At 68.7% G+C, this 23,433-nt stretch carries 25 protein-coding genes and 4 pseudogenes; 14 read left to right on the plus strand and 15 right to left on the minus strand.

Annotation, left to right across the window (positions count from 1 at the left end):
- Positions 1-257 (plus strand): hypothetical protein (locus Aut01nite_RS41420; protein WP_204037927.1); only part of this gene is annotated, 257 nt, incomplete at its 5' end.
- A 107-nt stretch (positions 258-364) separates the two neighbouring features.
- The gene (locus tag Aut01nite_RS41425; protein ID WP_043529273.1) at positions 365-1,096 is read left to right on the plus strand and encodes a GAF and ANTAR domain-containing protein; all 732 of its coding nucleotides are present in this window, start codon (positions 365-367) and stop codon (positions 1,094-1,096) included.
- A 35-nt stretch (positions 1,097-1,131) separates the two neighbouring features.
- Here Aut01nite_RS41425 and Aut01nite_RS41430 read toward each other — a convergent pair whose 3' ends face one another.
- Positions 1,132-2,661, minus strand: coding sequence for a helix-turn-helix domain-containing protein (locus Aut01nite_RS41430; protein ID WP_083999597.1), 1,530 nt, complete (start codon positions 2,659-2,661; stop codon positions 1,132-1,134).
- Positions 2,662-2,831: 170 nt separating this feature from the next.
- Here Aut01nite_RS41430 and Aut01nite_RS41435 point away from each other — a divergent pair, with 170 nt between their 5' ends.
- The 5 genes and pseudogenes from Aut01nite_RS41435 to Aut01nite_RS41455 all read left to right on the plus strand — a co-directional run bounded on the left by Aut01nite_RS41435 (position 2,832) and on the right by Aut01nite_RS41455 (position 7,066).
- On the plus strand, positions 2,832-3,260 hold the full coding sequence (locus Aut01nite_RS41435; RefSeq protein ID WP_083999595.1) for a peptidoglycan-binding domain-containing protein: 429 nt from the start codon (positions 2,832-2,834) through the stop codon (positions 3,258-3,260).
- A gap of 1,060 nt (positions 3,261-4,320) precedes the next feature.
- Positions 4,321-5,112 (plus strand): pentapeptide repeat-containing protein, encoded by a 792-nt coding sequence (locus tag Aut01nite_RS41440; protein WP_201775587.1) that lies wholly within the window; start codon positions 4,321-4,323, stop codon positions 5,110-5,112.
- A gap of 531 nt (positions 5,113-5,643) precedes the next feature.
- Positions 5,644-6,234 (plus strand): annotated as a pseudogene (locus Aut01nite_RS41445) (IS701 family transposase); the annotation flags it as partial.
- Positions 6,235-6,462: 228 nt separating this feature from the next.
- Positions 6,463-6,699 (plus strand): hypothetical protein, encoded by a 237-nt coding sequence (locus tag Aut01nite_RS44110; protein WP_052164229.1) that lies wholly within the window; start codon positions 6,463-6,465, stop codon positions 6,697-6,699.
- A gap of 31 nt (positions 6,700-6,730) precedes the next feature.
- Positions 6,731-7,066 carry a hypothetical protein gene (locus Aut01nite_RS41455; protein WP_043529269.1) on the plus strand — a complete coding sequence of 112 codons (336 nt, stop codon included), beginning with the start codon at positions 6,731-6,733 and terminating at the stop codon, positions 7,064-7,066.
- A 109-nt stretch (positions 7,067-7,175) separates the two neighbouring features.
- On the opposite strand, the pseudogene Aut01nite_RS41460 reads toward Aut01nite_RS41455, so the two are convergent.
- Positions 7,176-8,075: pseudogene (locus tag Aut01nite_RS41460) on the minus strand (IS5 family transposase).
- Between the two features lie 22 nt (positions 8,076-8,097).
- On the opposite strand from Aut01nite_RS41460, the gene Aut01nite_RS41465 reads away from it, so the two are divergent.
- The 4 genes from Aut01nite_RS41465 to Aut01nite_RS41480 all read left to right on the plus strand — a co-directional run bounded on the left by Aut01nite_RS41465 (position 8,098) and on the right by Aut01nite_RS41480 (position 10,816).
- Complete coding sequence (locus Aut01nite_RS41465; RefSeq protein ID WP_204037929.1) at positions 8,098-8,904, plus strand: recombinase family protein; 807 nt, start codon at positions 8,098-8,100, stop codon at positions 8,902-8,904.
- On the plus strand, positions 8,861-9,490 hold the full coding sequence (locus Aut01nite_RS41470; protein WP_152628944.1) for a hypothetical protein: 630 nt from the start codon (positions 8,861-8,863) through the stop codon (positions 9,488-9,490). The genes Aut01nite_RS41465 and Aut01nite_RS41470 overlap by 44 nt, the downstream gene beginning before the upstream one ends.
- Positions 9,491-9,878: 388 nt before the next feature.
- Positions 9,879-10,202, plus strand: a complete 324-nt coding sequence (locus Aut01nite_RS41475) for a hypothetical protein (protein ID WP_052164226.1) — start codon at positions 9,879-9,881, stop codon at positions 10,200-10,202.
- The gene (locus Aut01nite_RS41480) at positions 10,199-10,816 is read left to right on the plus strand and encodes a site-specific integrase (RefSeq protein ID WP_052164225.1); all 618 of its coding nucleotides are present in this window, start codon (positions 10,199-10,201) and stop codon (positions 10,814-10,816) included. Before Aut01nite_RS41475 ends, Aut01nite_RS41480 begins: the two co-directional genes overlap by 4 nt.
- Positions 10,817-10,962: 146 nt before the next feature.
- Here Aut01nite_RS41480 and Aut01nite_RS41485 read toward each other — a convergent pair whose 3' ends face one another.
- Positions 10,963-12,039 carry a HEPN domain-containing protein gene (locus Aut01nite_RS41485; protein ID WP_152628943.1) on the minus strand — a complete coding sequence of 359 codons (1,077 nt, stop codon included), beginning with the start codon at positions 12,037-12,039 and terminating at the stop codon, positions 10,963-10,965.
- Entirely contained in the window at positions 12,032-12,379 is a 348-nt protein-coding gene (locus tag Aut01nite_RS41490) for an ApeA N-terminal domain 1-containing protein (protein WP_152628942.1), read from the minus strand. Before Aut01nite_RS41490 ends, Aut01nite_RS41485 begins: the two co-directional genes overlap by 8 nt.
- Before the next feature lie 186 nt (positions 12,380-12,565).
- Between Aut01nite_RS41490 and Aut01nite_RS41495 the strand changes: the two genes are divergently transcribed.
- Positions 12,566-12,718: a hypothetical protein gene (locus tag Aut01nite_RS41495; protein WP_161790708.1), complete on the plus strand. Its 153-nt coding sequence runs from the start codon at positions 12,566-12,568 to the stop codon at positions 12,716-12,718.
- Between the two features lie 66 nt (positions 12,719-12,784).
- On the opposite strand, the gene trxB is transcribed toward Aut01nite_RS41495, so the two are convergent.
- The 8 genes and pseudogenes from trxB to Aut01nite_RS41535 form a co-directional block, all read right to left on the minus strand.
- A complete protein-coding gene (gene trxB / locus Aut01nite_RS41500; protein WP_043529263.1) occupies positions 12,785-13,744 on the minus strand; it encodes a thioredoxin-disulfide reductase in 960 nt (319 codons plus the stop codon).
- Positions 13,744-14,154, minus strand: coding sequence for an arsenate reductase ArsC (locus Aut01nite_RS41505; protein WP_043529262.1), 411 nt, complete (start codon positions 14,152-14,154; stop codon positions 13,744-13,746). The genes trxB and Aut01nite_RS41505 overlap by 1 nt, the downstream gene beginning before the upstream one ends.
- A 32-nt stretch (positions 14,155-14,186) precedes the next feature.
- Positions 14,187-14,659 (minus strand): annotated as a pseudogene (locus Aut01nite_RS41510) (GNAT family N-acetyltransferase).
- 32 nt (positions 14,660-14,691) lie between these two features.
- Positions 14,692-15,294, minus strand: a complete 603-nt coding sequence (locus Aut01nite_RS41515) for an arsenate-mycothiol transferase ArsC (RefSeq protein ID WP_043529259.1) — start codon at positions 15,292-15,294, stop codon at positions 14,692-14,694.
- Positions 15,291-16,031, minus strand: a complete 741-nt coding sequence (locus Aut01nite_RS41520) for an aquaporin (protein WP_043529257.1) — start codon at positions 16,029-16,031, stop codon at positions 15,291-15,293. Before Aut01nite_RS41520 ends, Aut01nite_RS41515 begins: the two co-directional genes overlap by 4 nt.
- A 36-nt stretch (positions 16,032-16,067) precedes the next feature.
- Positions 16,068-16,727, minus strand: a complete 660-nt coding sequence (locus tag Aut01nite_RS44115; RefSeq protein ID WP_043529255.1) for an arsenate reductase ArsC — start codon at positions 16,725-16,727, stop codon at positions 16,068-16,070.
- The gene (locus Aut01nite_RS41530; protein WP_043529252.1) at positions 16,720-17,409 is read right to left on the minus strand and encodes an arsenate reductase/protein-tyrosine-phosphatase family protein; all 690 of its coding nucleotides are present in this window, start codon (positions 17,407-17,409) and stop codon (positions 16,720-16,722) included. The genes Aut01nite_RS44115 and Aut01nite_RS41530 overlap by 8 nt, the downstream gene beginning before the upstream one ends.
- Positions 17,410-17,486: 77 nt before the next feature.
- Positions 17,487-17,855, minus strand: a complete 369-nt coding sequence (locus Aut01nite_RS41535; RefSeq protein ID WP_052164224.1) for an ArsR/SmtB family transcription factor — start codon at positions 17,853-17,855, stop codon at positions 17,487-17,489.
- Positions 17,856-17,996: 141 nt separating this feature from the next.
- On the opposite strand from Aut01nite_RS41535, the gene Aut01nite_RS41540 reads away from it, so the two are divergent.
- Both Aut01nite_RS41540 and Aut01nite_RS41545 read left to right on the plus strand, forming a co-directional pair.
- Positions 17,997-19,748: an NAD(P)-binding domain-containing protein gene (locus Aut01nite_RS41540; RefSeq protein ID WP_052164223.1), complete on the plus strand. Its 1,752-nt coding sequence runs from the start codon at positions 17,997-17,999 to the stop codon at positions 19,746-19,748.
- A complete protein-coding gene (locus Aut01nite_RS41545; RefSeq protein ID WP_236642969.1) occupies positions 19,745-20,995 on the plus strand; it encodes an MFS transporter in 1,251 nt (416 codons plus the stop codon). The genes Aut01nite_RS41540 and Aut01nite_RS41545 overlap by 4 nt, the downstream gene beginning before the upstream one ends.
- A gap of 278 nt (positions 20,996-21,273) precedes the next feature.
- Here the strand turns inward: Aut01nite_RS41545 and Aut01nite_RS41550 are convergent, their stop codons facing one another.
- The 3 genes and pseudogenes from Aut01nite_RS41550 to Aut01nite_RS45020 all read right to left on the minus strand — a co-directional run.
- Positions 21,274-22,098 carry a sulfite exporter TauE/SafE family protein gene (locus Aut01nite_RS41550; RefSeq protein ID WP_201775586.1) on the minus strand — a complete coding sequence of 275 codons (825 nt, stop codon included), beginning with the start codon at positions 22,096-22,098 and terminating at the stop codon, positions 21,274-21,276.
- A 108-nt stretch (positions 22,099-22,206) separates the two neighbouring features.
- A complete protein-coding gene (locus Aut01nite_RS41555; RefSeq protein WP_204037931.1) occupies positions 22,207-23,055 on the minus strand; it encodes an NAD(P)-binding domain-containing protein in 849 nt (282 codons plus the stop codon).
- 113 nt (positions 23,056-23,168) lie between these two features.
- Positions 23,169-23,258, minus strand: a pseudogene (locus Aut01nite_RS45020) (hypothetical protein); the annotation flags it as partial.
- Positions 23,259-23,433 lie beyond the last annotated feature (175 nt).

The raw sequence follows: 23,433 nt of genomic DNA on the forward strand, positions 1-23,433 counted from the left end.
AAACCCGTAACCCTGGGCCCCGGCGCTTTCGCGCCGGGGCCCTCGTCATGGAACGGCGCCTATCGCTCGTCGACGTGACCCGCTTCGCGAATCACGTCTCGGACGTCGGGTGCCGGCATCTTCTCGTTGCGGTAGGCGGCTGCTGCGGCTCGTTCCGCTGCGGCGAGGTGGCGGTCGCGGGCGGCATGCTCGTGGGCCTCCGGCAGGGCGTGCGTCACGTTGTCGTGGACCTCGGCGCTGAACTCGGCGGTGCGTAACCTTCAACACGTCCGGACAAGTAGTCCTCTCGAGCAGTCACCCGTGCTGGCGCTGGGTAGACCAGTGGTGTCTTCATTCCATCACCAGAACCGTCCGGGAGCCGATCATGAGCACCGTGTCCCCGCACCGCCTCGCGACGATGTTCGTTGAGGTAGCCGACACCAACAGCCCCGACTTCGACGTCGTGGAGTTCCTGCAGATGTTCGCCGATCACATCGCCGAGCTCGTCCCCGAAGCCACCGCCGGAACGCTGCTGGCCGACCAGCAAGGCCGCCTCCACTACACGGCTGCCTCGGACGAGACCACCAAGCTTCTGGAGCTGTTGCAGTTGCAGGAGCAGGACGGCCCGTGCGTGGACGCGTTCCATCAGCGCGAGCTGGTGATCAGCACCGACCTGCACAGCGCCGCGGAACGCTGGCCACAGTTCGCACCCCACGCCAGTGCTGTCGGGTTCCGCTCCGTCCATGCCTTCCCGTTACAGCTCCGCGACCAAGCCATCGGAGCGCTGGGCGTATTCAGCACCACCGCCGGCCGTTTCGACGACACCGAGGTACACATCGTGCAGTCCGTCGCCGATGTCGCCACGATCAGCTTGCTGTACCACCGATCGATCAAACACGCCGATGGCCTGACCCGACAGCTGCAGTCAGCGCTGAACAGCCGAGTTCTCATCGAACAGGCCAAAGGAGCGATCGCCCACGCCCACAACATCAGCGTCGACGAGGCCTTCAACCTGCTGCGCGCCTACGCACGGCACACCAACCAGCGCCTGCAACACGTCGCCAGCCAAGCCGTCACCGAACCCCACTCCTTGCCCGGACCGGCCAGCCACACCTAGCGGCGGCTCCAAGGGAGACCGGCAGAACCACCGGTTCACCAGTCGTCCACGGCGTACAGTCGGACGACTCCGTCGCGCGCACCGACGGCCAGGGTGGCACCGTCGGGTGCGTATTCCAGTGAAGTGACCGGGCCGTGCCGGCCGCCGAGGGTGTGGACCGGTACGCCGTTGCTGGCATCGAAGATCTGTATCCGGCCGTGGCCGTCGTCCGCGGCGATGCTGTTCCTGATCAGTGGGTTGAACGCGGTGACCGCAGAGCCGGCGTCGCTGCGCAAGAAGCGCACCGGACGGCCGTTGCTGGCATCCCAGATGCCCGGTGGTGCGCCCGCCGCGGCGACGGCAAGGGTGTTTCTTGTCAGCGGGTCGAACCGGACCGAGGTGACACGTCCCGGTATCTGTTCACCGACGCTGATGCGTGCGCCGTCGCTGCTGTTCCAGACTTCCAGTGCACCGTCGCCGCCGACCGCCAGGTGGCCCTCGTTGTGGCAGTCGAAAGCCAGGGTGGTGATGGCGGTAAGCCCGGTGTGCAGTTCGCGGACGATCTGGCCGGTATCCGTCTGCAGAATCCGGACCGTTCCGCTCTCGCCGATGGCGACGATCCCTCGTCGGCGTGGATCGAACGCGAAGGCCACCCTACGTGCGGTTGCCTGGCCCGTGATGCTGAGGACGGGCTTGCCGGCGGTGGTGTCCCACAGCCGGAGCAGGCCGTTCGTGCCGGCGGTCGCGAGGATGTTGCGGTTCAGTGGATCGAACTGCACGTCCGTGACCTGCTCATCACCGGTGACGAGGGTATGGCGCCGCACTACGGTGCGGGTGTCCCAGATCTCCACCACACCGCCGGCACCGGTGACGGCGAAGTCCCCGGCGGCGAACTTGCCGAACCGGCTGAAGGCCACAAGTGTCACCGCAGCTGGTCTCGCGACATGGACCTGGTCGGTGGTGGCGGGGGTCGCGTAGAGACCTGTCAGCGCGCCGAGCCGCGGCGCGATCATGCCGAGCAGCACCAGGGCCACTGCCCCCATCGCCAGAAGTACGGGTCGCCGTGTCCTCCGCAGCAGCCTGCCGCTGGTACATGCCCGATGCCGGATGCCCGACCGATCGACACGGGCAGAGCTGTCCTCACCGGGCACTGAGGCGGGTTCTTGCCTGGCCGGGCTCACCCCGGTGTCGGAGCCGGTGCGCGTCTGTTGTTGCGTCATGGTGCCTGCGTCTTCGAGCTCGGCAGCCTCCAATGGCGCCACGGACGTCTCCGGCACGGGGTTCCGATGCGGCGACAGCGGCATGCCGCGGGCGTGGCCGGATGCTGCGGCACGCGCCTCCTCCCAGCGTGTGACCCACTCGGCCGGATCGCCGCCGCAGGCTCGCACATACGCCTCGACCGTCTCCCACTGCGGCACGTGGTCACCGCCCGCGGCCTCGGCCAACGCAGTCCGGGAGCGGCCGGTCCGCCGGGCCATCTGCAGGTACTTCGGAGACCCCGCCGCGACGCGCAAAGCCCGCAGTTGCACCGCGAAGGCGGCGGCGGGCCCAGACGACGGATCAAGTGAACGCTCCGTACGCGGCATGCGACCCACCGTGCCAATAGGTCGTCGCCTCGCGCAATAGACCGTCGTCGACGGCGACGTCCTCGGAGCGGCATACAAACGGGGGACATGTCGCGGCGAGCCGATCGCGGCAACACCTTGAGGGCGTGACCGTCACCGCCGGCCAGTAACGCCTCCTCGAAGGAGAGCACATGTTCACTCGCGCAATGTCAGGCGTCTTCGCGGCCGCTGCCGTCGCCGCCGTTCTGGTGACTCCAGACGCGGCCCAGGCGGCCGCACCGCAGTGCAACCAGGGTTCATGGGGGCGCACCAGCGTGCCGAGCTACCCGTACGTCTACCACCCGACCTACAACGGCGACCTCAACTGCGTCCTCGGATATGGGTCGGCGGGTCAGGCGGTGTTCGCTCTGCAGAACTCGCTGAACAAGTGCAACGGTCAGGGCATCGCCATCGATGGCAACTTCGGCGTGGGCACCCGGCAGGCGGTGAAGAACGTCCAGCAGAGGTACGGCCTGACTCAGGACGGCGTCTACGGCCGCCAGACCAACCTGGCGATGAACTGGTCATTCAACGCGTTCACCTCCGTCGGCACGCCCTCGGGCTGCTACAACCCCGCATAGCAGCGTCGTTCCGTGCGCCGGCCCTGCCGAAGCTTCGGCAGGGCCGGCGCACGGATGTCAAGCTTCCGCCCATCGGCGGACCTGTGGGTGTCCCGGCGGAAGTAGCGGCTTGTGCCCGCTGTCCGCCGCCGGCTGATCACGTCCGCGTTACAGCTGGTGGAGGGAGCTCTGCCGGGGCGGCACGTGCCTAGACGGCGGACAGTCCCTGCCAAACCGCCAGCACGAATTCCGGGAGTACAGCCGGGTTCGTCGTCGCGGCGGGTTCGTCGTCGAGCACTGCACGCTCGATGCGGGCGCGAAGGCGCGCCTCGTCGGACTGTCGCAGGTCTGCGACATAGGACCGTACGTCCAAAGGGCTCAGAGGTGTCCGCCATGACCGCGCTGCTGGTCAGGTGACAGGCGGACAGGCCGGCCCCTGTCCACCGAGGCGCCGTGCTGGGCGCACCAGCCCTCCCAGCCCCGGGCCGGGTGCCGTGACGCCCGTACAGGGATGAGCATCCGATCGGGACTGAACTCGCCGTTCCGCCTCACGGCTTCCGCCCGCGCCGATGCCGTCCACACGATCAATCCGGACGGGGGCGGATCCCGCTCACACCACCCATCGAGCCGATGCGGGCCGCCGCAGTCCGCGACCTGCTGACACCGCGCACCCGCGGCACCCCGCAGTACGAGATCAATTTCGACGGATGCCGATGGAGAAGGTCAGCCCTCGGGCCCCATGGGGCCGGACCGCCGGTGCCGCGCGAGGAGAACCGGCACCTCGAGACGCGGGACCTCGAGCGCGCCCGAGGCCCGCCAGCGACCCTCGGGCGCCAACAGCGGCGGGGGTAGCCGTTGCTTGCCCGATCCCCTTCCAATGGAAGCCGTGCCTACGATGCGTCATCGCCTACGTGCAGCCCGAGCCGCGTGGAAGTCCGGCATCCCACCATCCACCAACGCTGTCGCGCGCCGGCGTCGACCTCTGCCGCGCGCCAGTGCCACTCCGACCTCCCAGGTACCACGCCGACTGCGTTCCGGCGGATCACGGAAGCTGCGCGTGGAAGGCGCCGGGCGGCCCGTGATGATCGACGTCAAACAACATTGGAGCCAGGTGGCCGCGCCACTCATCGGCGCCGTCACTGCTCTGGCGGCCCTGGGAGCGCTGCTGTTCACCTCGCAGCAGGTGCGCATCGCTTCTGACCAGATGCGGATCGCTGAACAGGGGCAGATCACCGACCGCTTCGCCAAAGCAGTGGAACAACTGGGCCAAACCGGGCCGGAAAAACTCGGCGTACGACTCGGGGCGATCTACGCGCTCGAGCGCCTCATGCAGGACTCCGTCGCCGACCACCCGACGATCGTGGAGGTCCTCACCGCCTTCGTCCGCATCCACGCCCCGGTATCGGGCGGTCCGGCCGCGTCCTCGGGAGCGGCGAAAGCAAAACCAAAGCCGTCGATCGACGTGCAAGCGGTGCTGACGGTGCTGAGCCGTCGCGAATACAACAACGACCGGCCCCGTCGGTACATCGACCTGTCCGAGACGAACCTCGCCGGCGCCGACATGTGGAGCACCACGCTGGCGGATGCGAACCTGTACGGCACCAACCTTTCCGGCGCCTTCCTCGACCGCGGGATTCTAAGTGGCGCAGTCCTCACGAAAGCGGATCTCAGGGGCGCAGAAGTGGCCGCCCTCCTCATGAATGCCGTCCTCGACGGAGCCGACCTGCGCGGCGCGAATCTGAGCGGCGCCGAGGGGGTGACCAGCGAGCAGGTGCGCTGCACCTTCGTCGACGACACCACCCGACTTCCTCGCGGAATCGAGCGACCGATGCCGGACGCCCCGATCGAAGATCCATCCTGTCGACGTGAGTAGTGGGGACCATGGATTCCGACCTTCCGGCAAAAACAAACCTCGGCTCGGCGCAAAGCATGGCGGTGTGGCGATGATGCCGTCCCCGGCGGCGCATCAGCGGGCAAACCGGTGTCTCAGACCCCCCGTCACGGGCGACCACACGACCCGGGTATCCGAGGAGGGTTCGGCGAGCGGCCTGGAGAAACGGACCCGCGGCAACGCGGCACCGCACTCCCTGGCCGGCCGACCGAGAAGAGAGCGACGAACACGCCGGGGTGCTGCTGGGGCAGGGTGAGGGCCCACCCGGTCAGCGGGGTGGCGGTGGTGAGGCTGACGCCGCCACCAGGATCCGGGCTCGGGGTGAGCGGCGGGCGGTCCGGTCGGCGGCAGCACCGGCGGCGACGAGCCCGATCAGGCCGATGAGGCCGAGGACGATGCCGGCGTTGACGGCCGCCTCGACGAGGGCTGGTTGTACTGCAACGGCACTCGGCAGGCGATACGTATCGATGATCGAATCGGTGAGTGTTGTGTGACGGCGATCGAGGTTGATCGGTGGTCGGTGAGCTGGACCGGTTGCATGCTCGGTTCGCGGATCGTTTCACCAGGTCGGAACCGCGGCGGCGGGCCCGGGAGCATCTGTCCGGGCTGGTCGCCGGCCTCGATCGGAAGAACGGCTGGACCTGGGCCGAGCAGGCCGGGGACGTGTCACCGGACGGGATGCAGCGGCTGCCGCGGTGGGCCGACCGGGATATCGACGCCGTGCGTGACGAGGTCCGCGATTACGTGATCGAGCACCTCGGTGACTCGAACGGTGTGCTGATCATCGACGACACCGGCTTCCTGAAGAAGGGCGTGAAGTCCGCCGGGGTGGCCCGGCAGTACTCGGGAACCGCCGGGCGGATCGAGAACTGCCAGATCGGGGTGTTCCTGGCCTACCGCTCGACGCGGGGACACGCATTGATCGACCGGCAGCTGTATCTGCCCGCGGCGTGGACCGATGACCGCGATCGCTGCCGGGCGGCCGGAATCCCGGACGAGGTCGGTTTCGCCACCAAGGTGCAGATGGCGCGGGAGATGCTGGAGCGGGCGTTCGCCGCCGGGGTGCCGGCGGCGTGGGTCATGATGGACGAGGCCTACGGGCAGTCGCGTTCACCCTGCTGACCGACCCGGCGTTCGGGCCGGCGGGCGGCCGGGTGTATCTGGGATACGGCGCGTGGAGCCGCCGGCTGCGGGACCCCGCGATGACGTACGCGAACTGCCGGCTCCTGATCTGGTCCTGCTCTCGCATCTGCACGGGGATCACTTCGACATGACACGCTGTTCCGGCCGTTCCTCGCCGAGATCCGCGAGCGGTGCGGCGAGGTCGACGCGATGCTGATCCACCTCGGCGGGACCCGGCTGCTCGGGCTGCTGCTGACCATGGACGCCCGGCAGGGCGCCGACCTGACCGGCCTGATCCGGCCCCGGCTGACCCTGCCGATCCACTACGACGACTACCGAGGGATGAAGTCCCCGCTCAGCGATTTCCTCACCGAGTGCCGGGACCGGTCCCTGGCCGGCGTCCAAACCCTGGGCGGTGGGGAGGCCTTCGATCTGACACCGGGCTGACCGGCAGGGGCCTGTCGCATACGATGCGCCGGTGCAGCGGATCGAGGTCACTGAGGACGGTTTCACCCTGACGGTCGTCGAGGAGGCCCGGTACTCCGTCTTCGGCAACGAGGTGTATCCGCGCCGGACGTCCGTCACCGAGCAGCCGTGGGACGACATCTACCGGATCCGGCTGACGAAGGTCGACTGGTGGCCCGAGGAACCACCCCGGATCTGCCTGGAGGTCGATCTCACCTACGGCGAGTATTTCGAGGTCACCGAGGACGCGGAGGGTTTCGGCGAGGCGGTGGCCGAGATCTGCCGCCAGGTCGGCGTCCCGGTTCCCGACTGGACCGCCGTGCCGGACGGCGGGCTGGAGATTCTGTGAGGACACCGGGACGGCGGGGGAGCCGCGGCACCGGTGCGGGTCAGCCGAGACGCCAGTTCTGGGTGGCGGTGCCGTTGCAGGGTTAGCCCGAAGTAGGCGCCCCTCTGTGTCAAGACGCGGTGAGAGACGTCTGATTAACGTATTTTGTGGTGTTATGTGATTTGGGGTATCGCCAGGTTGGGGTGGTTTCGCCGGTGAGCCGTCGGGCGAGGTTGTCGATCATGGCGATGGTGATCATGATGGCGGAGTTGCCGGGCAGGGCTTCGTAGTCGCGTACGAGGCGGCGGTGCTGCATGAGCCAACCGATCGTGCGTTCGACGATCCAGCGGCGCTTGACCACGCTGAACCCTTTGACCTGCGGGTCCTTGGTGACGATCTCGACGTCGATGCCGAGGGTGGCGCCGTGCTCGACGGTTTTGACCTTGAGTCCGGCATCGACTCAGGCCTTGGTCAGAGACGGGTGGATCATGGCGACTTGGTCCAGCAGGTCGTTGCCGATCGCGTTGTCGCTGACGCTGGCGGCGGTGACGATCACGGCGAGCAGGAGGCCGAGGGTGTCGGTGATGATGCCGCGTTTGCGGCCGACGATCTTCTTGCCGGCGTCGACGCCTTGGGTTTCGGTGGGCACGCTGGTGGATGTCTTCACGCTTTGGGTGTCCATGATCGCCGCGGTCGGTTCGACGGCGCGACCGTGGTGGTCGCGGACGAGTCCGGTCAGGTGGTAGTTGAGTTCGGTGAAGATCCCTTCCTTGCTCCATAAGGCGAAGTAGCCGTAGACCGTCGCGTGTGGAGGGGGGTCGTGGGGCAGGTAGCGCCAGGCGATTCCGGTGCGGTTGACGTAGAGGATTGCATTGAAGATCTCGCGTAGGTCGTGGGTGGGGGTTCGGCCCTTGATCCCGAGGGCGGTGCGGGCGTCAGTGCGGGCCTGGCGCCAGGCGGTCAGGCGCGGCTCGATCAGGGCCCAGCGGGCGTCGGACAGGTCGGACGGATACGCGCGTCGTTCGGTCATGACCTGGGGGATACGGGTGTTCGTGCACTACGGCGTCGGCCTGTGGGTGCCCGAGGTCGGTGGCGCCATCGACCCCGGTTCCGACGCCCACGATCTCGTGATGGCGCTCTACGGCGGGATGAGCAAAGGCGAACGCAACCGCATCAAGATCCGCGTCCACTCCGCGATGAAGGCACAGACCGAACTCGAAGGCCGCTCCCTCGGCGGACGACCGCCCTACGGCTACCGCCTCGCCGACGCCGGCCCACACCCCAACCCCGGCAAAGCCGCCGAAGGCAAACGCCTCCACCGGCTCGAACCGGACCCCGTCACCGCCCCGGTCGTTCGGCGCATCTTCGAGGAGTACGCCGCCGGGCGTGGCATGACCACCATCGCCCGTGGCCTGACCCAGGACGGCATCCTGTGCCCGTCCGCCTACGACCGCGAACGCAACTCCCACCGCAAGACCCAGGTCTGGGAGCTGTCGGCGGTCCGCGCCATCCTCCGCAACCCGCGCTACACCGGCTGGCAGGTCTGGGACAAACAGCGCACCGACGAAGTCCTGATCGACGTCGAAGACATCGCGCTCGGCCACGAGAACAAGCAACGCTGGAACGACCCGAGCCAGTGGATCTGGTCCCAGCGCGAATCTCACGCGCCCCTCATCGCAGCGGATCTCTACGAGCGGGCACAGAACGCCATCAAGACGCGTGGCACCAACGGCGAGGTAGGCCGGGCACCACCTCGCAGCGTCCGCCCCTACCTCTTCCGAGGACTCACCGAGTGCGGCCCTCTGCGGACGCAACATGGCCGGCAACCCCAACCACGGCCGCCTCTACTACCGCTGTAAGGCATCCCGCGACTTCGTCCGCCAACACGATATCGCCCACCCGCCCGTGCTCTACCTCCGCGAAGACACGATCACCCAACCTGTCGACCGGTTCCTGCGGGACGAACTCGCCGGTGACACGCTCACCGCCACCCTGCGCGGACTCGCCGACGCCCACTACCGCGCCGAACTCGCCCGGCACCAAGGCGCTGACCAGACCCGCCGCCTGCGGCAGAGGATCGAGGACTGCGACACCAAGATCAAGCGCTACCGGGCCGCTCTCGACGCGGGCGGCGACCCGGTGCTCATCGCATCCTGGATCAGCGAGACCTCCACCGAACGAGACAACGCGACCGCCGCTCTGCGCCTGAGCGCGGTCCCGCCGCAGCGGCTTAACGAGGGACAGATCACGGCGATAGTCGACGGCCTCGGCAGCCTGCTCACTGTCCTGCGCGACGCCGACCCGCGCGACAAGGCGGAGCTGTACAGCCGCATCGGCCTGCGGATGACCTACCAACCGGGCCTAGAAACACTGAAGGCCGAGGTCGTCAGTGACGACTTCGGCCGTGTGCTTAATGTGTGTCCGAGGGGGGACAATTCCCCCTAAATGCGGCATTCTTTACACATTCGGACATCTGGTCAACGAGTGCGCCTGAACACCGTGCTGCGGCATTTTCGCCACCCCGGGTTCAGGCTCATCGCCTGTCCACCGAAGGCCGAACTACCGCCTGCCGGGTTGGTGAAGCCCCTGGCTGTGGAGTTGTCGGAGCAGTTCTCCTACTACTGACTGTAGACCCGCAGCTCTGCTTGCGCAGTCACTCGGGCGGGTGGCGGCTGTGGTGAGGGGCATTCCGCTGCCGGCGCTGGTGCCTTCGATGAAGACCGGCGACCGCGAAGGCCATCGCCGGGAGACTGTCCGCCGGGCTTCGGTGAGCCGTAAACCGTTGCCTCTTCCCGACGCGCCGCCCCCTCCGCGCCGGGATGCTGTCTTCGGCATGTGCGCCCTGGACGACAAGGGCCGGATCTCCGACGTACGGGTCATGGCCGCACTTGGGTGGGAGCCAGGGCAGCGGGTCGCGTTCTCGGTCGCGCACGGCGTGATCGTGGTCGACGCTGACGAGGCCGGCGGGCAGGCGGTGTGTGGGCGTGGCTGTCTTCGCCTTCCCGCGGGTCTGCGGCGGGCGGTGGCGATCGGTCTGCGGGAGCGGGTGCTGCTGGCCGCGCTGATCGAGCCCCGTCGGCTGGTGGTGCATCCGATGGTGCACCTGGACCGCTGGTCGATGCCGGTCCACACCGCCGTGCTGGGCGGTGAACTATGACCGCCAGCCGGGTCAAACCCGAGGTCCTCGAAGCGGCACGGATGATGCTCGAGCAGATGGGCATCACCACCGACGACCTGCTCCAGGCACCAGGCGTGCGCAGGCATGTGCCGACGTTCGCCGAATACGTGCCCGTCGTCCTGGCCGCGATCGGCGCCGGAGCAGCGCGCACGTATGGCAACTATCTGCGCAAGATCGTGGACCGGTGGGGTGACCGCCGGTTGGACGAGGTCACCCCGACCGAGGTCGAGACGCTGATGCGCCAGTTCCAGGCCAACGCGGTGCAACGCCGCAACTTCCGGGGCGGCACCGGCTCCGGAGAGCATCTGATCGCCGCGTTGCGGTGCGTGTATCGGCGGGCGGTCGCGGACCGGCTGATCGCCGACGCCGACGACCCGGCGAAGAAGGTGTCCAAGCCACGACGTCCGACCTCGCAACGGATCGCCCTGCCCGACGAACGGCTCGGCGAGCTCGTCGCGGCCGCGGCGACGGGCGGGAGGGATCCGGAGCTGGATGCGTTGATCGTCCGGTTCCACATCGAGACCGCCTGCCGCCGCGGCGGCCTGCTCAAGGTGCGGCCGATGGACCTGGACGACCGCATCCACTCGCCTTGACCGAAGAGGAGCAGCCGTAGGAGGGCGATAGATGCCGCGGTGAGGGCTGTGGAGCCCTCACCGCGGTACCTCAAGCTGGCCGTGGCCGCTTATGCCGAAGCCAGGTGTCCGTCGGCCTCTGTGCGATGTGCCATGGGAGTCTTCGTCTATTCGCCGTAGATTGACCGGACGGTCTGGCGGGCGTTCCGTAGGAAGAATTGGTAGCGCTGATTCTGACTGATTCGGGCGCGAATGGTTTCAGGCGTGACGCCGGAGCGCAGAAGCAGTAGGCACCAGAACATCCATTTTAAGGACTCGCTGATCGCGTACATTTCATCGATGTGGTTTTCTTCGATGAAGCCGCTCGTGCGGTGCGCGAAGGAATTTCGAGCCTCGGCAACGCGTTTCACCCACTCTTTTTGATTTCCGAATAGTTCGGGGATGGCTGTGGCTGCCTCGTTCGAAAGGTGTTGGAGGCGGCTCTTGTAGTTGGGCTCGTTGAGGAAGCCGAGAACTGTTCCCGTGGTGATGTCGACGTATCGGGGGTTGGCTTCTTCTTTGAGTGCATCGGCGATCAGGGTGCGGATGCGCTTTGCGTCTTCCTTTGGCATCCGCTCCTGTTGTGGGAAGAGGCGCCGGTGGAGTCCTTCGGCGACCGTCGTGAATTCCAGGACTTGGGTGTCGAGCGTTGCTTTGCGCTGGTTCGACAGGGCGTCTCGAGTGATGGGAGCTACAGGTCCGACCTGCCGGTAAATGTCAAGGAATGCGCTCATGGCTGACAGTCCTGTGTCGGCTAGGGGCAGGATGACGCCGCGGTCCATGGTGCTCCCATCGGGCTCTTCAGTAACGCCGGGATGGATGACGGTGACCCAGGTTCCATCGTGCAGCGCCTGGATCGCCGTTATTGGGACGGTCTTGCCGATGGCGAAACTGAGGTAGCAGAGGAGGGCGGTGATGTACTCGGTGTCGATTTCGCGGTATGTGCGCCCATCTATTTGTGTTAGCTGTACCCACGTTTCCCGTTCGACCGTGGTCCGCCCGTCGCTTTGTCTCCAGGCGCTGCGGACGTTGAGGGTGAGTTCCGCTCCGCACGGGGTCGCAACCGGGGCTATCGAGAACGGCTCGAGTACGACTTCGAGATGCCCGTGCTCCCCGCGCGCGACAACAGCACCAGGTAAGCCTGCCCATGAATCGATTCCCGCGACTCGTAGGCGTACGCCGGAAAAACGGTCCGCATCAGTCAAGTGTTGACCGCGTAACATGCGTCCGGCCCGCACGGTTTGTTTGTTCCAGCGATCCCGTTGCGGTGTGGGTCGTGGTACGCCGTGAGGTCCAGCAGCCAAGGAAAGACACGGCCCGAGGACTATCTGTCAGAATGCCGTGAACGACGAAATCAGCCGGGTCCTGTGCCGGCACGGATGTGGTCAAACCGGTGTCCGGATCGTGCGATGTGACCTCGAACTCCGGCGTCACGCCACCCAGCAACTCGACGCTGGTAGTCCCGTCGCCGTCGATGATCATTCGGCCCGGGACGGTGATCTGTGGGGTTTCACGAAGCCAGAACAGGCCATTCTCCACGCTCATGATGCCGCACACTAGCGAGGACAGTCGGGCCGTCGCGCAGCGTGGCGGCGAGGAGGGCGGCGGAGACCGCGACCGTCTCCCCGCGTTGCCGTTGATTGCGATTGCAGTCTGGTGGCAGTGCAGGCCGTTGCGACCACGGGCTCGCTGATGCGGTGGTTGCCCGAAAGCGGTCCGCACCATGCTTTAGTGGCGGCCGCTCTGGCGATCGTCGTCGGCGCCGCGATGGTCGGCCGCAACACCTGCTCTGTACCTGACGGCCCTTCGATGTGGATCGACGCCATGGTCCGCGCGGCACGGATCCTGACCGTCACCGTCGTGCTCCACCGGCTGGCCGTCTGACCCACGATCTGTCGCCGTCAGCTAGCTGACGGCGACAGATCGTGGGTCAATGGGTATCGTGGCCGGTCAGGACTCGCGGAATGAGGCGATGAAGCGTTCGGCGTCGAGCGCCGCGGCACAGCCGGTGCCGGAGGCGGTGATGGCTTGCCGGTAGGTGTGGTCGACCAGGTCGCCGGCGGCGAACACGCCGGGGACGTTGGTGCGGGTGCTGGGCGACTGCACCTTCACATAGCCCTCGTCGTCCAGCTCGACCTGGCCCTTGAACAGCTCGCTGCGCGGGTCGTGGCCGATCGCCACGAACACGCCCGTCACGTCGAGAACCTTGGTCTCGCCGGTGTTGACGTCGCGGAGACGGGCGCCGACGACCTTACCGTCGGTGCCGAGGATCTCCTCGACGACCGTGTTCCATTCGACCTTGATCTTCTCGTTGTCGAGCGCCCGCTTCTGCATGACCTTGCTGGCCCGGAAGCTGTCGCGGCGGTGCACGATCGTCACGGTCTCGGCGAACCGGGTGAGGAAGGTCGCCTCCTCCATCGCCGAGTCGCCGCCGCCGACGACCAGGATGTGCTGGCCGCGGAAGAAGAAGCCGTCACAGGTGGCACACGAGGAGACACCGTGGCCGAGCAGCTCCTGCTCGCCGGGCACGCCGATCGGGCGCCACGCGGAACCGGTCGCCAGGATCATGGCGCGGGCGAAGAACTGCTGCTCACCGACCCAGACGGTCTTGAGACCCTCGGTGCCGGCCTCGGTCGGCTTGTCGGTCAGCTCGACCCGGGTCACGTCGTCGGTCAGGAACTCGGCGCCGAACTTCTCCGCCTGGGCCCGCATGTTGTCCATCAGCTCGGGGCCCATGATCCCGTCCCGGTGACCCGGGAAGTTCTCCACCTCGGTGGTGGTCATCAGGGCGCCACCGGACTGCACACCCTCGATCACCAGGGGCTTCAGGTTGGCGCGGGCCGCGTACAACGCCGCGGTGTAGCCCGACGGCCCGGAACCGATGATGATCAGATCGCGGATCGACTCCATCAGGAGGTGGGGAGCAGGTCGGCGAGCAGGACCTCGATGCGGGCCTTGATCTCGTCGCGGATCGGGCGGACCGAGTCGACGCCCTTGCCGGCGGGGTCTTCGAGTTTCCAGTCCTCGTAGCGTTTGCCGGGGAAGACGGGGCAGGCGTCGCCGCAGCCCATGGTGATGATGGCGTCGGATTCCTTGGCGGCGTCCCAGGTGAGCTTGGTGGGGGTCTGGTCGGTGATGTCGATGCCGACTTCCTTCATCGCCTCGACGGCGGCCGGGTTGATCTGGTCGGCGGGCTCGGAGCCGGCGGAACGGACCTCGACACGATCGCCGGCGAGGTGGCGCAGCCAGCCGGCGGCCATCTGGGAGCGGCCGGCGTTGTGGACGCAGACGAACAGGACGGTGGGCTTGGTGTCACTCATGATTGGATCTCTCTTTCGTGGTGCAAGGGGTGTCAGCTGACGGTGGGGCTGCGGCGTTCGAGCAGGATGACGTCACGCCAGCGGCCGTGGTGGCGGGCGATGCGTTCGCGGGTGCCGATGACGCGGAACCCGCATCGGGTGTGCAGGGCGAGGCTGGCGGTGTTCTCCGGGAAGATGCCGGTCTGGATGGTCCAGATCCCGGCGGCCTCGGTGGAGGAGATCACCGTGCGCAGCAGGGTACGGCCGATTCCCTGACCGCCGTGGTCGGGATGGACGTAGACGGAGTGTTCGACGACGCCGGCGTACACGGCTCGGGTGGAGACGCCGAGCAGGCGATCCAGCCGGTGACGGTGCCGTCCGCGTCGACGGCGACGTAGCGATGCTCAGCGAGCCGGGCGGCGTCGAAGGTGTCCCAGGTGGGTGCGGTGGTCTCGAAGGTGGCGTTGCCGGTGGCGATCCCGGCGCTGTAGATGGCCAGCACCTGTTCCGTGTGTTCGGCGGTCATCGCGATCACCCGTACCGGGGAAGGACTGGCGCTCATCCGTTCAGCTCCGCGCACAGGGCCTGGACGCGGGTGTCGATATCGTCGCGAATGGCGCGGAGGCCGTCGAGATCGTTACCGGGCGGGTGAGGCAGGTCCCAGATCTCGTAGCGGGGTCCGGGCAGGCGCGGTACGGCTTCGCTGCCGCCCGCGATGACGACCACGTCGACAGCCGCCAGGATTTCGGCGGTGATCGGTTTGGAGTAGGCGTCGTCGAGGGTGAGGCCGAGGTCGGCCAGTACGGCCGCGGCGGACTTCGACACCGTCGCGGCGGGCTGGGATCCGGCGGAGTGCACTTGGACCGCGCCCTGGGCGTGGTGGCGCATCAGGGCGGCGCCCATCTGGGAGCGGCCGGCGTTGTGGATGCAGATGAACAGCACCGAGGGCGTGCTGTCGGCCGGGGCGAGGGCGGTGAGCCGGTCGGTGGCGAACCGTTCTGCCAGTTTCGGAAGCCTCGGGTCGGCGAAGGCGGTGCGGTGCAGGGCGACGTAGGAGTCGCTGACCAGGCGGGCCACGGTGTCGTGGGGGTGCGCGCCGTCGAATTGGGCGGTCAGCTTGGCAGTGGTGGCCGCCAGCAGGGCGGGGATGTCGGTGCTCATGCGCGGGTGGCCGGGTCGGCGTCGTGCGGGACGACGACGGCATCGGCGTTCTCGCCGGCGTGCGGGTAGAGCGCCAGCACTAGTCCCACCCCGATCAGCAGACCGACGAGCTGAGCTACGACGAAGCCGGGGACGGAGGCAGGGGCGATACCGGCGAAGGTGTCGGTGAAGGCGCGGCCGATGGTGACCGACGGGTTGGCGAAGCTGGTGCTGCTGGTGAACCAGTAGGCGGCGCCGATGTACGCCCCGACAGCGGCGGGGGCGGCCGAGGCCCGGCCGGAGCGGCCGAGGGCGAAGATCAGCAGGAGCAGGCCGGCGACGGCGACGATCTCGCCGAGCCACAGGTTGACGGCGGCGCGTTCCTTGGCCGACATGGTGACCGGGGCGAGGTCGAACATGAGGTTGGCCAGGATCGAGCCGGCGATGGCCCCGAGGGTCTGCGCGACGGCGTACCCGGCAAGGTCTTTGATCGTGAGGCCGGTGCCGGTGCGGCGGCCGAGGAACCAGTCGGCGGCCGACACGACCGGGTTGAAGTGGGCGCCGGAGATCGGTCCGAAGGTGAGGATGAGGGCGCCGAGGGCGAACGCGGTGGCGACCGAGTTCTCGAGCAGTTGCAGGCCGACGTCGTCCGGCGACAGTTCGACGGCCATGATTCCGGAGCCGACGACGGCGGTGACCAGCAGCGCGGTGCCGAGGAACTCGGCGAGCAGCCGCCGCCACAGGGTTGTCTGGTGCATGAGAGTGGTGTGACTCCGGGTCGTGTCGGTGTTTGGTCAGCGTGCGGGGATGGCGAGCTGGTCGAGCAGGTGGTGGATGCGGCGTTCGAGGTCGTCGCGGATGGGGCGGATCTGTTCGTGCGTGAGGCCGTCGGGGTCTTCGACGTCCCAGTTCTCGTAGCGGGTGCCGGGGAAGACGGGGCAGGCGTCGCCGCATCCCATGGTGATGACGACGTCGGCGGCGCGGACGATCTCGTCTGTCCACGGTTTGGGGTATTCGCCGGTGATGTCGATGCCGCGTTCGGTCATCGCGGTGATCGCCGCCGGGTTGATGGTGGTGCCGGGTTCGGAGCCGCCGGACCAGGCGACCGCGTGGTCTCCGGCGAGGGTGGTGAAGAAGCCGAGGGCCATCTGGGAGCGGCCGGCGTTGTGGGTGCACAGGAACACCACGACGGGTTTGCCGTCGTGGTGGTGGCCTTCGACGCGGGCGAGGGCTTGCAGGCGCTGGCGGGTGAACCGTTCGGCGAGCAGGGGCAGGTAGTTCGGCACGGTGTGGGCGGTGGCGAACTGCTCGTAGCTGGTATGCAGAAACCACTCGATCGTCTCGGGGCCGTAGATGCCGGTGAACTCGCCGGCCAGCCGCACGGCGGCGGTCCGCAGGGCGAGATCCTGGTCGACGGACAGGTCGCGTAGGTCGGGGTGGGTCAGGTCAGCCATGGTCGGCTCCGGTGGTGAGGACGGGCGCGATCCGGTCGATGCGGTCGGCGAGGTCGGTGTAGGCGGCCTCGAACGCCTCGTCGGTGTCGACGCGGACGGGGTCGGGCACGGACCAGTGCAGCCGCGGGCGGATACCGCCGGTGAGGTCTTCGTGGGCGTTGTCGCAGACCGCGATGATCAGATCGCCGTCGTGCACCACGTCGTCGACGTGGTTGGTGCCGGTCGGGTCGAGAGCCAAGCCGTGCTCATGGGCCACCCGGACCGCGCGGGGATGAACCCGCTGGGCCGGGACGGTGCCGGCGGAGGCGACCTGTCCGCCGATCCGGTCCCGCCACAGGGCCGCAGCGAGCTGCGATCGGGCGGAGTTGTGGGTGCAGACGAACACCACCCGCTCCGCAGTGTCCAGCCGTGGTGCGGTGAGCGAGGACAACACTCCCGGGACCAGGCGCAGGTAGGTGCGGCGGCGATCGCCCTCGGACCGGGTCCGCACCAGCAGACCGGCCTCTTGCAGGACCTTGACGTGATGGGCGATCAGGTTGGTGGGCATGCCGAGATCGGCGGCGATCTCGCCGGGCGATGCGTCGCCGAGGGTGAGCGCGTCGACGATCGCGAGGCGGGCGGGGTCGCCGAGGGCCGCGTGCACTCGGGCCCGCGCCGTCAGCGACGAAGTTTCAGCGTTCATTGACTCAATGATCGCTGAGACGATATTCCGGGGCAAGCGAACGGTGGATGAACAACCCCGGCAGGCGGCAGAGAAGGTCAGGCGGGGACGGGTTCGCCGACGGCCAGCAGCGCCGACAGCTGACGCATCAACTCGGGGCGGGCGCGGTAGTACACCCAGCTGGCCCGCCGCTCACCGTCGATCAGCCCGGCTTCGCGCAACACCTTCAGGTGATGCGAGATGGTCGTCCCCGAGATCGTGAACGCCGGGGTCAGGTCGCAGACGCAGATCTCACCGTCCGGCGCGGACGCGATCATCGACATCAGCTGCAGCCGGATCGGATCGCCGAGGGCCTTGAACGCCTGTGCCAGCGCGCCGGCGGCGGGGGCGGGGATCGGCTGCTGCGCCAGGGGAGCGCAGCAGGCCGCTGACGCCTCGGCGGGTGACACCATCGGTGACTTCGACATGAGTCGAGGTTGACAGATTTCGAATCCGGGTGCAACGTTGGCTTCGACAAACATCGGATTCGAGGAACATCGAAACTGTGTAGGGTGGGTCTCGGGCCCGCCGGTTCCCGCTTCCTTTCAACCTCAACGAGGAGTACCGCGATGAGCAGCGACGCTTCGACCACCGTCCCGGCCGCCGACGCCGACCCCTGTTGCGGCACCGCGCAGGCGGCTGCCGCCGCGGACGCGTGCTGTGCTCCCGAGGCCAAGGCGGACGCGGTCGCCGAGGGGGCCGGCTGCTGCGGACCGGCCGAGCCGACCGCGCCGCAGGAGCAGGGCTGCTGTGCTCCGGCGGCCACGGCCGGCGCCGTCGAGGTGCTGCCCACGCCCACGACCCGGCCAGCTGAGGTGGTCGCCGGCCAGCCGGGTGAACTCCCGATCGTGGTGATCGGCGCGGGACCGGTCGGTCTGGCCGCCGCAGCACACCTGCACGAACGGCAGGTGCCGTTCCTGGTACTGGAAGCCGGTGACAGCGCCGCGGCGTCGGTGCGCCAGTGGGCGCACGTGAGCCTGTTCAGCCCGTGGCGGTACAACATCGACTCCGCGGCCCGCCGGCTGCTCGACGCCGCAGGGTGGGCGGCGCCGGACGAGGAGGCGCTGCCCACCGGCGCGCAGCTGGTCGAGGACTATCTGCAGCCGCTGGCCAAGCTGCCCGCCATCGCGCCGCATCTGCGGTTCGGCGCCCGAGTGGTGGCGATGAGCCGCGTCGGTGTCGACCGGGTCCGCACCGCCGGCCGGGTAGACCTGCCGTTCGTCGTGCGTCTCGCCGACGGCACCGAGATCACCGCCAGTGCGGTCATCGACGCCTCCGGCACCTGGCGCAGCCCCAACCCGCTCGGCGTCAACGGGCTGCCCGCCCACGGCGAGCCCGAGGCCGCTGATCTGATCAACCATGCGCTGCCCGACGTGCTCGGCACCGACCGCGACACCCACGCCGGAGCGCACACCATCGTCGTCGGGTCCGGACACTCGGCGGCGAACACCCTGCTCGACCTGGCCCGTCTCGCCGAGGAAGCGCCCGGCACCCGCATCACCTGGGCGGTACGCGGCGGCTCCGCCCAGCGGGCGTTCGGTGGTGAGGACGCCGACGAGCTGCCCGCCCGCGGCGCGCTCGGCTCCGGCCTGCGCGCTCTCGTCGACACCGGCAAGATCACCCTCGTCACCGGGTTCGGTGTGCACAGCGTGCGCCGCACCGACACCGGCATTGAGCTGGCGGCCGCCGACGGGCGCACGATCACCGGCGACCGGGTGGTGTCGGCGACCGGGTTCCGGCCCGACCACTCTTTCGCCACCGAGCTGCGCCTCGACCTCGACCCGATCCTGGGCTGCACCCGCGCCCTGGCCGACCTGATCGACCCCAACGAGCACTCCTGCGGCTCGGTCGCCCCGCACGGCTACCGCGAGCTCGGCCAGCCGGAGCCGAACTACTACGCCGTCGGCATGAAGTCCTACGGCCGGGCGCCGACGTTCCTGATGGCCACCGGCTTCGAGCAGGTCCGCTCGATCGCCGCCGCGCTGGCCGGGGACTTCGACGCCGCCGACGACGTACAGCTGGACCTGCCCGAGACGGGGGTGTGCAGCTCGAACCTCGGCGCGGAGAACGCCGCCCGCGAGATCGCCGCCCGCTTCGGCCTCGCCCCCGACGTGCCGGTCAAGCTCGCCACCGCCACCATGGCGCTGCTGCCCGGCGCGGCCAGCACCAGCGACGCGGTGCGTGCCGCGGCCGACGAGATCGGCCTGGACCACGAGACCGCCCTGCAGATCGCCGCACTCACCGAACAGCCGGGTGCCCTGCCCACCGTGACCGGGCTGATCAGCCTCACCCCGTCCGCCGGTGGCAGCTGCTGCGCGTGAACCCGTCCACCTCGAGCACCTCGATGCCCGCCGGCGTGACCGGCGGGCATCACCCGTCACCGCCCGGCAATCGGCCGCTTTTGGCCGCGCTGGCGATCAGTCAGACGATCGGGTACGGCGCCCTCTACTACGCCTTCGCCGTCCTGCTCGTCCCGATCGCCACTGAGCTGCACACGTCCACCACTGCGGTGACCGGCGCGTTCACTGCTTCGGTGCTCGCGTCCGCGGTGCTTGCCGTCCCTGTCGGGCGCCTGCTGGACCGGCGCGGCGGCCGCGCCCTCATGACCTTCGGCTCCCTGCTCGGCACGGTGCTGCTGGTGGCATGGTCGCAGGTCGACCAGCTGTGGCAGCTGTACGCGGTGCAGATCGGCATCGGCGCGGCCGGCGCTGCCAGCCTCTACGAAGCGGCGTTCGCCGTGATCATCGCCTGGCACCAACCGCAGCAGCGATCGTCAGCGCTGCTGGCGCTCACCGTGGTCGCCGGGTTCGCCAGCACCATCTTCCTGCCCCTGACCGGCTGGCTCGTCGACCAGCACGGCTGGCGCAGCACTCTGCTGATCCTCGCCGCCATCCACGCCCTCACCGCGCCCCTGCACGCCATCGCCGTCCGCAGCCCACCGCAGCAAGGACCGCATGCTGCCGTGCGCGAGGGTGACTCCGGGGTCCGGGCGACCCGGGCCGCGCTGGCCGACCGCGGCTTCTGGCTGCTGGCCGCCGGGTTCACCGCCCACACCGCCGCGATCAGCGCCTACACCGTGCTCCTGATCGCCGCTCTCATCGCCTGGGGACACCCGCCCGCTTTCGCCGCCACTATCGCCGGGCTGCTCGGCGTCCTCTCGGTCGCCGGGCGACTGATCACCACAGGGCTGCAACGCCGCTATCGCACCACCACGATCACCGCGGTCGTCTTCGCGATCCAGGCCGTCGCGGCGTTGCTGCTCCCGGCCGCCGGCGCCGATGCCACGACGACGATCGTGGCGGTCGTCGGATTCGGGCTCGGTTTCGGCGTCGCCACCATCGCCAAACCTGTCATCCTCGCCGAACGCTACGACACCCGCCGCTACGCCACCCTCGCCGGCATCCTGGTCGCACCCATGACCCTCGCCAAAGCCGGCGCCCCCCTCGCGGCCGCCGCCCTGCACGCCACCACGAACTCGTACACCCCGGTCCTGGCCGCCATCGCGGGCTGCTGCACCGTCGCCGCGATCGCCATCGCCGCCTGCTCACGCCCCGCCGAACGACCCTGAGCGCACACCGCGGTACGACGGCGGGCAAGTCCGTGATCACGCGGGCGTACCGGCCCAGTGGTGGTGTCGTTCTGGATCATGCGTTCCAAGTCGGAGAGGTGTGCCCGGGTGCTTCTTGGCGCCGGTCCGCGCCACGGCGTTGAGGGCGGTGAACTCGTCGCGAAGCGCCGCTACCGCAGGACCGTGCACTGTATACAGCTTCTGTAGCCGGCTGGCCGCAGATGTCTGAGTGAGTGTTCGAGAGGGCTGTTGTCCGGGCGTGGTGAGCAGGTTGCTGATCATTCGGTGGTGGAGTGTTTCCAGACCTTGATCGATGACAGCAGGAGCAAAGCGGCCAGACCGGGGACCAGGATCGCTTCGGGGACCACGCCGAGCAGCATGCCGCCGGCGATGGTGCCGGTGACCGAACCCAGCGCCAGGACGGTGACGAGACGGGCGTGCCGGCGTAGGACCGTGAAGCTGCCGTCGCGGCTGTAGCGGGCGAACGCGACGAGCATGGTGGGCAGTGACACCGCGAGCGACAGGCTGCCGGCGGTCTTGATGTCGGTGCCGAACAGCAGCACGATCGTCGGGATCAGCAGTTCGCCGCCGGCGACGCCCATGATGGCGGCGACCACGCCGATGAAGAATCCGGCCACCACGCCGGAGACGATGACCGTGGCCGGGGCCAGCGCGACGTGGTGCAGGGTGCCGACGTGGTTGGCGATCAGTGCTGCGGCGATGAGCACGAGCATGACGGCGAGGACCCGGTAGAGGGTGACCGACCGCATCCGGGTGGCCCAGGTCGCGCCGGCCCAGGCGCCGACGAGGCTGCCCGCGAGCAGGTTCACGACCACGTCCCAGTGCGGCGTCAGCGCGGAGACCGGCACGGCTACGAGCCGGGCGGGCAGGGCGGTGAGCACGACGATCAGGCTCAGTGCCTTGTTGACGATGACGGCCTGCAACGCGGCGAACCCGAACAGCATGATGAGCAGGGGCAGCCGGAACTCGGCGCCGCCGAGGCCGATCATGCCGCCGAGTATCCCGACGGCGGCGCCGCCGGTGAAGGCCAGCGGGAGTGAGCCGCGCAGACGGCGGGCTGGAGTGCTCTGCGGCGCGTTCACGCCGGTGACCCTACGGTTCGGCGCTGCTGGTCGCTTTTTCAGGTGTCCATTCGTTGGCATCGTCGGGCGACCTCGGGCAGCCTGTTTCCGCCAGTCGCGGTCCCGCCGCTATTCGCTGAGCTGGGCGGCGATATCGGCGACCGTGGCCTTTGCCGTGCGGCCGGCGCCGACCAGAGTGGCGGACGCGGGACCGGTCCAATCGCCGTACCCCAGCAGGTACAGGCGGGGTTCGTCCACCGATCGGGTCCCCTCGGTAGCCACCGTCCCCTGGTGCGCGGCCGGCAACAGCGCCATGAGGTGGGCGAGGTTCGGCCGGAACCCGGTGCACCAGAGGACGGCATCGCAGGACTGTTGCGTGCCGTCCGCCCAATACATGCCGTGCGCGGACAGCCGCTCGAACATCGGACAGGCGTGCAGAACCCCGCGCTCGCGTGCGTTGCGGACGCTGGGCACCATCACGATGTCGCCGAGATCGCTGACGCCGCCGTTGACACCACCGGCGGCGGCACGGGTGGCCACGCCGAACAGCACCCGACCGTCGACGTCGTCGGGCATGAGCCGCGGCGGGCGCAGGCTGACCCAAGTCACCTCGGCGACCCGCGACACCTCGGCCAGGATCTGCGCCGCCGAGTTGCCCGCACCGACGATGACGACACGCCGACCCCGGAACTTTTCGGGCGAGGTGTAGTCGACCGTGTGCAACTGCCGGCCGGTGAACTCGGCGCGGCCCGCGATGTCGGGCACGTACGGGCACTCCCAGGTGCCGGTGGCCGAGATGACGTACCGAGCCAGGTAGGTCCCGGCATCGGTCTGCACCGCCAGACGTCTCCCGTCCGGCCGCACCTCATGTACCCGGACCGGCCGGCGTATCGGAAGGTCGTACCGCTGCTCGTAAGCGCGCAGGTAGTCGACGACGTGCCCGGCGGTCGGGAAGTCCTCGCCCTCCTGGCGGGGCATCCCCATCCCGGCAGCGGGCTGTGCTCTGCGGGGGAGAACAACCGCAACGAATCCCAGCCGTGCCGCCACGCGCCGCCCGGCTGCGACTGGGCATCGAGGATCACGAAATCCAGACCGGCACGGCGCAGGTAGTAGCCCGCGGCCAGTCCGCCCTGCCCACCCCCGGCTACCACTACATCGAACGATTCTGGCACTCCCGGCACCTCCTCACTCCGCTGATCAGCATGCCCAACACTGCCCAGCCGGATGCGGAGACGGTGGTACCAGCTCCGTCTGTGTGGGCTGCTTCTTTGCGGTCCGAACGGGACGGGAGGGGGTGGCCGGTTGGCTTCTACTGTTCGATGCGACGACCTTCGGCGGTCTGCGCGTCCCGGCGCC

It is taken from the genome of Actinoplanes utahensis (assembly GCF_016862455.1).
GTDB classification, from domain to species: Bacteria; Actinomycetota; Actinomycetes; order Mycobacteriales; family Micromonosporaceae; genus Actinoplanes; species Actinoplanes utahensis.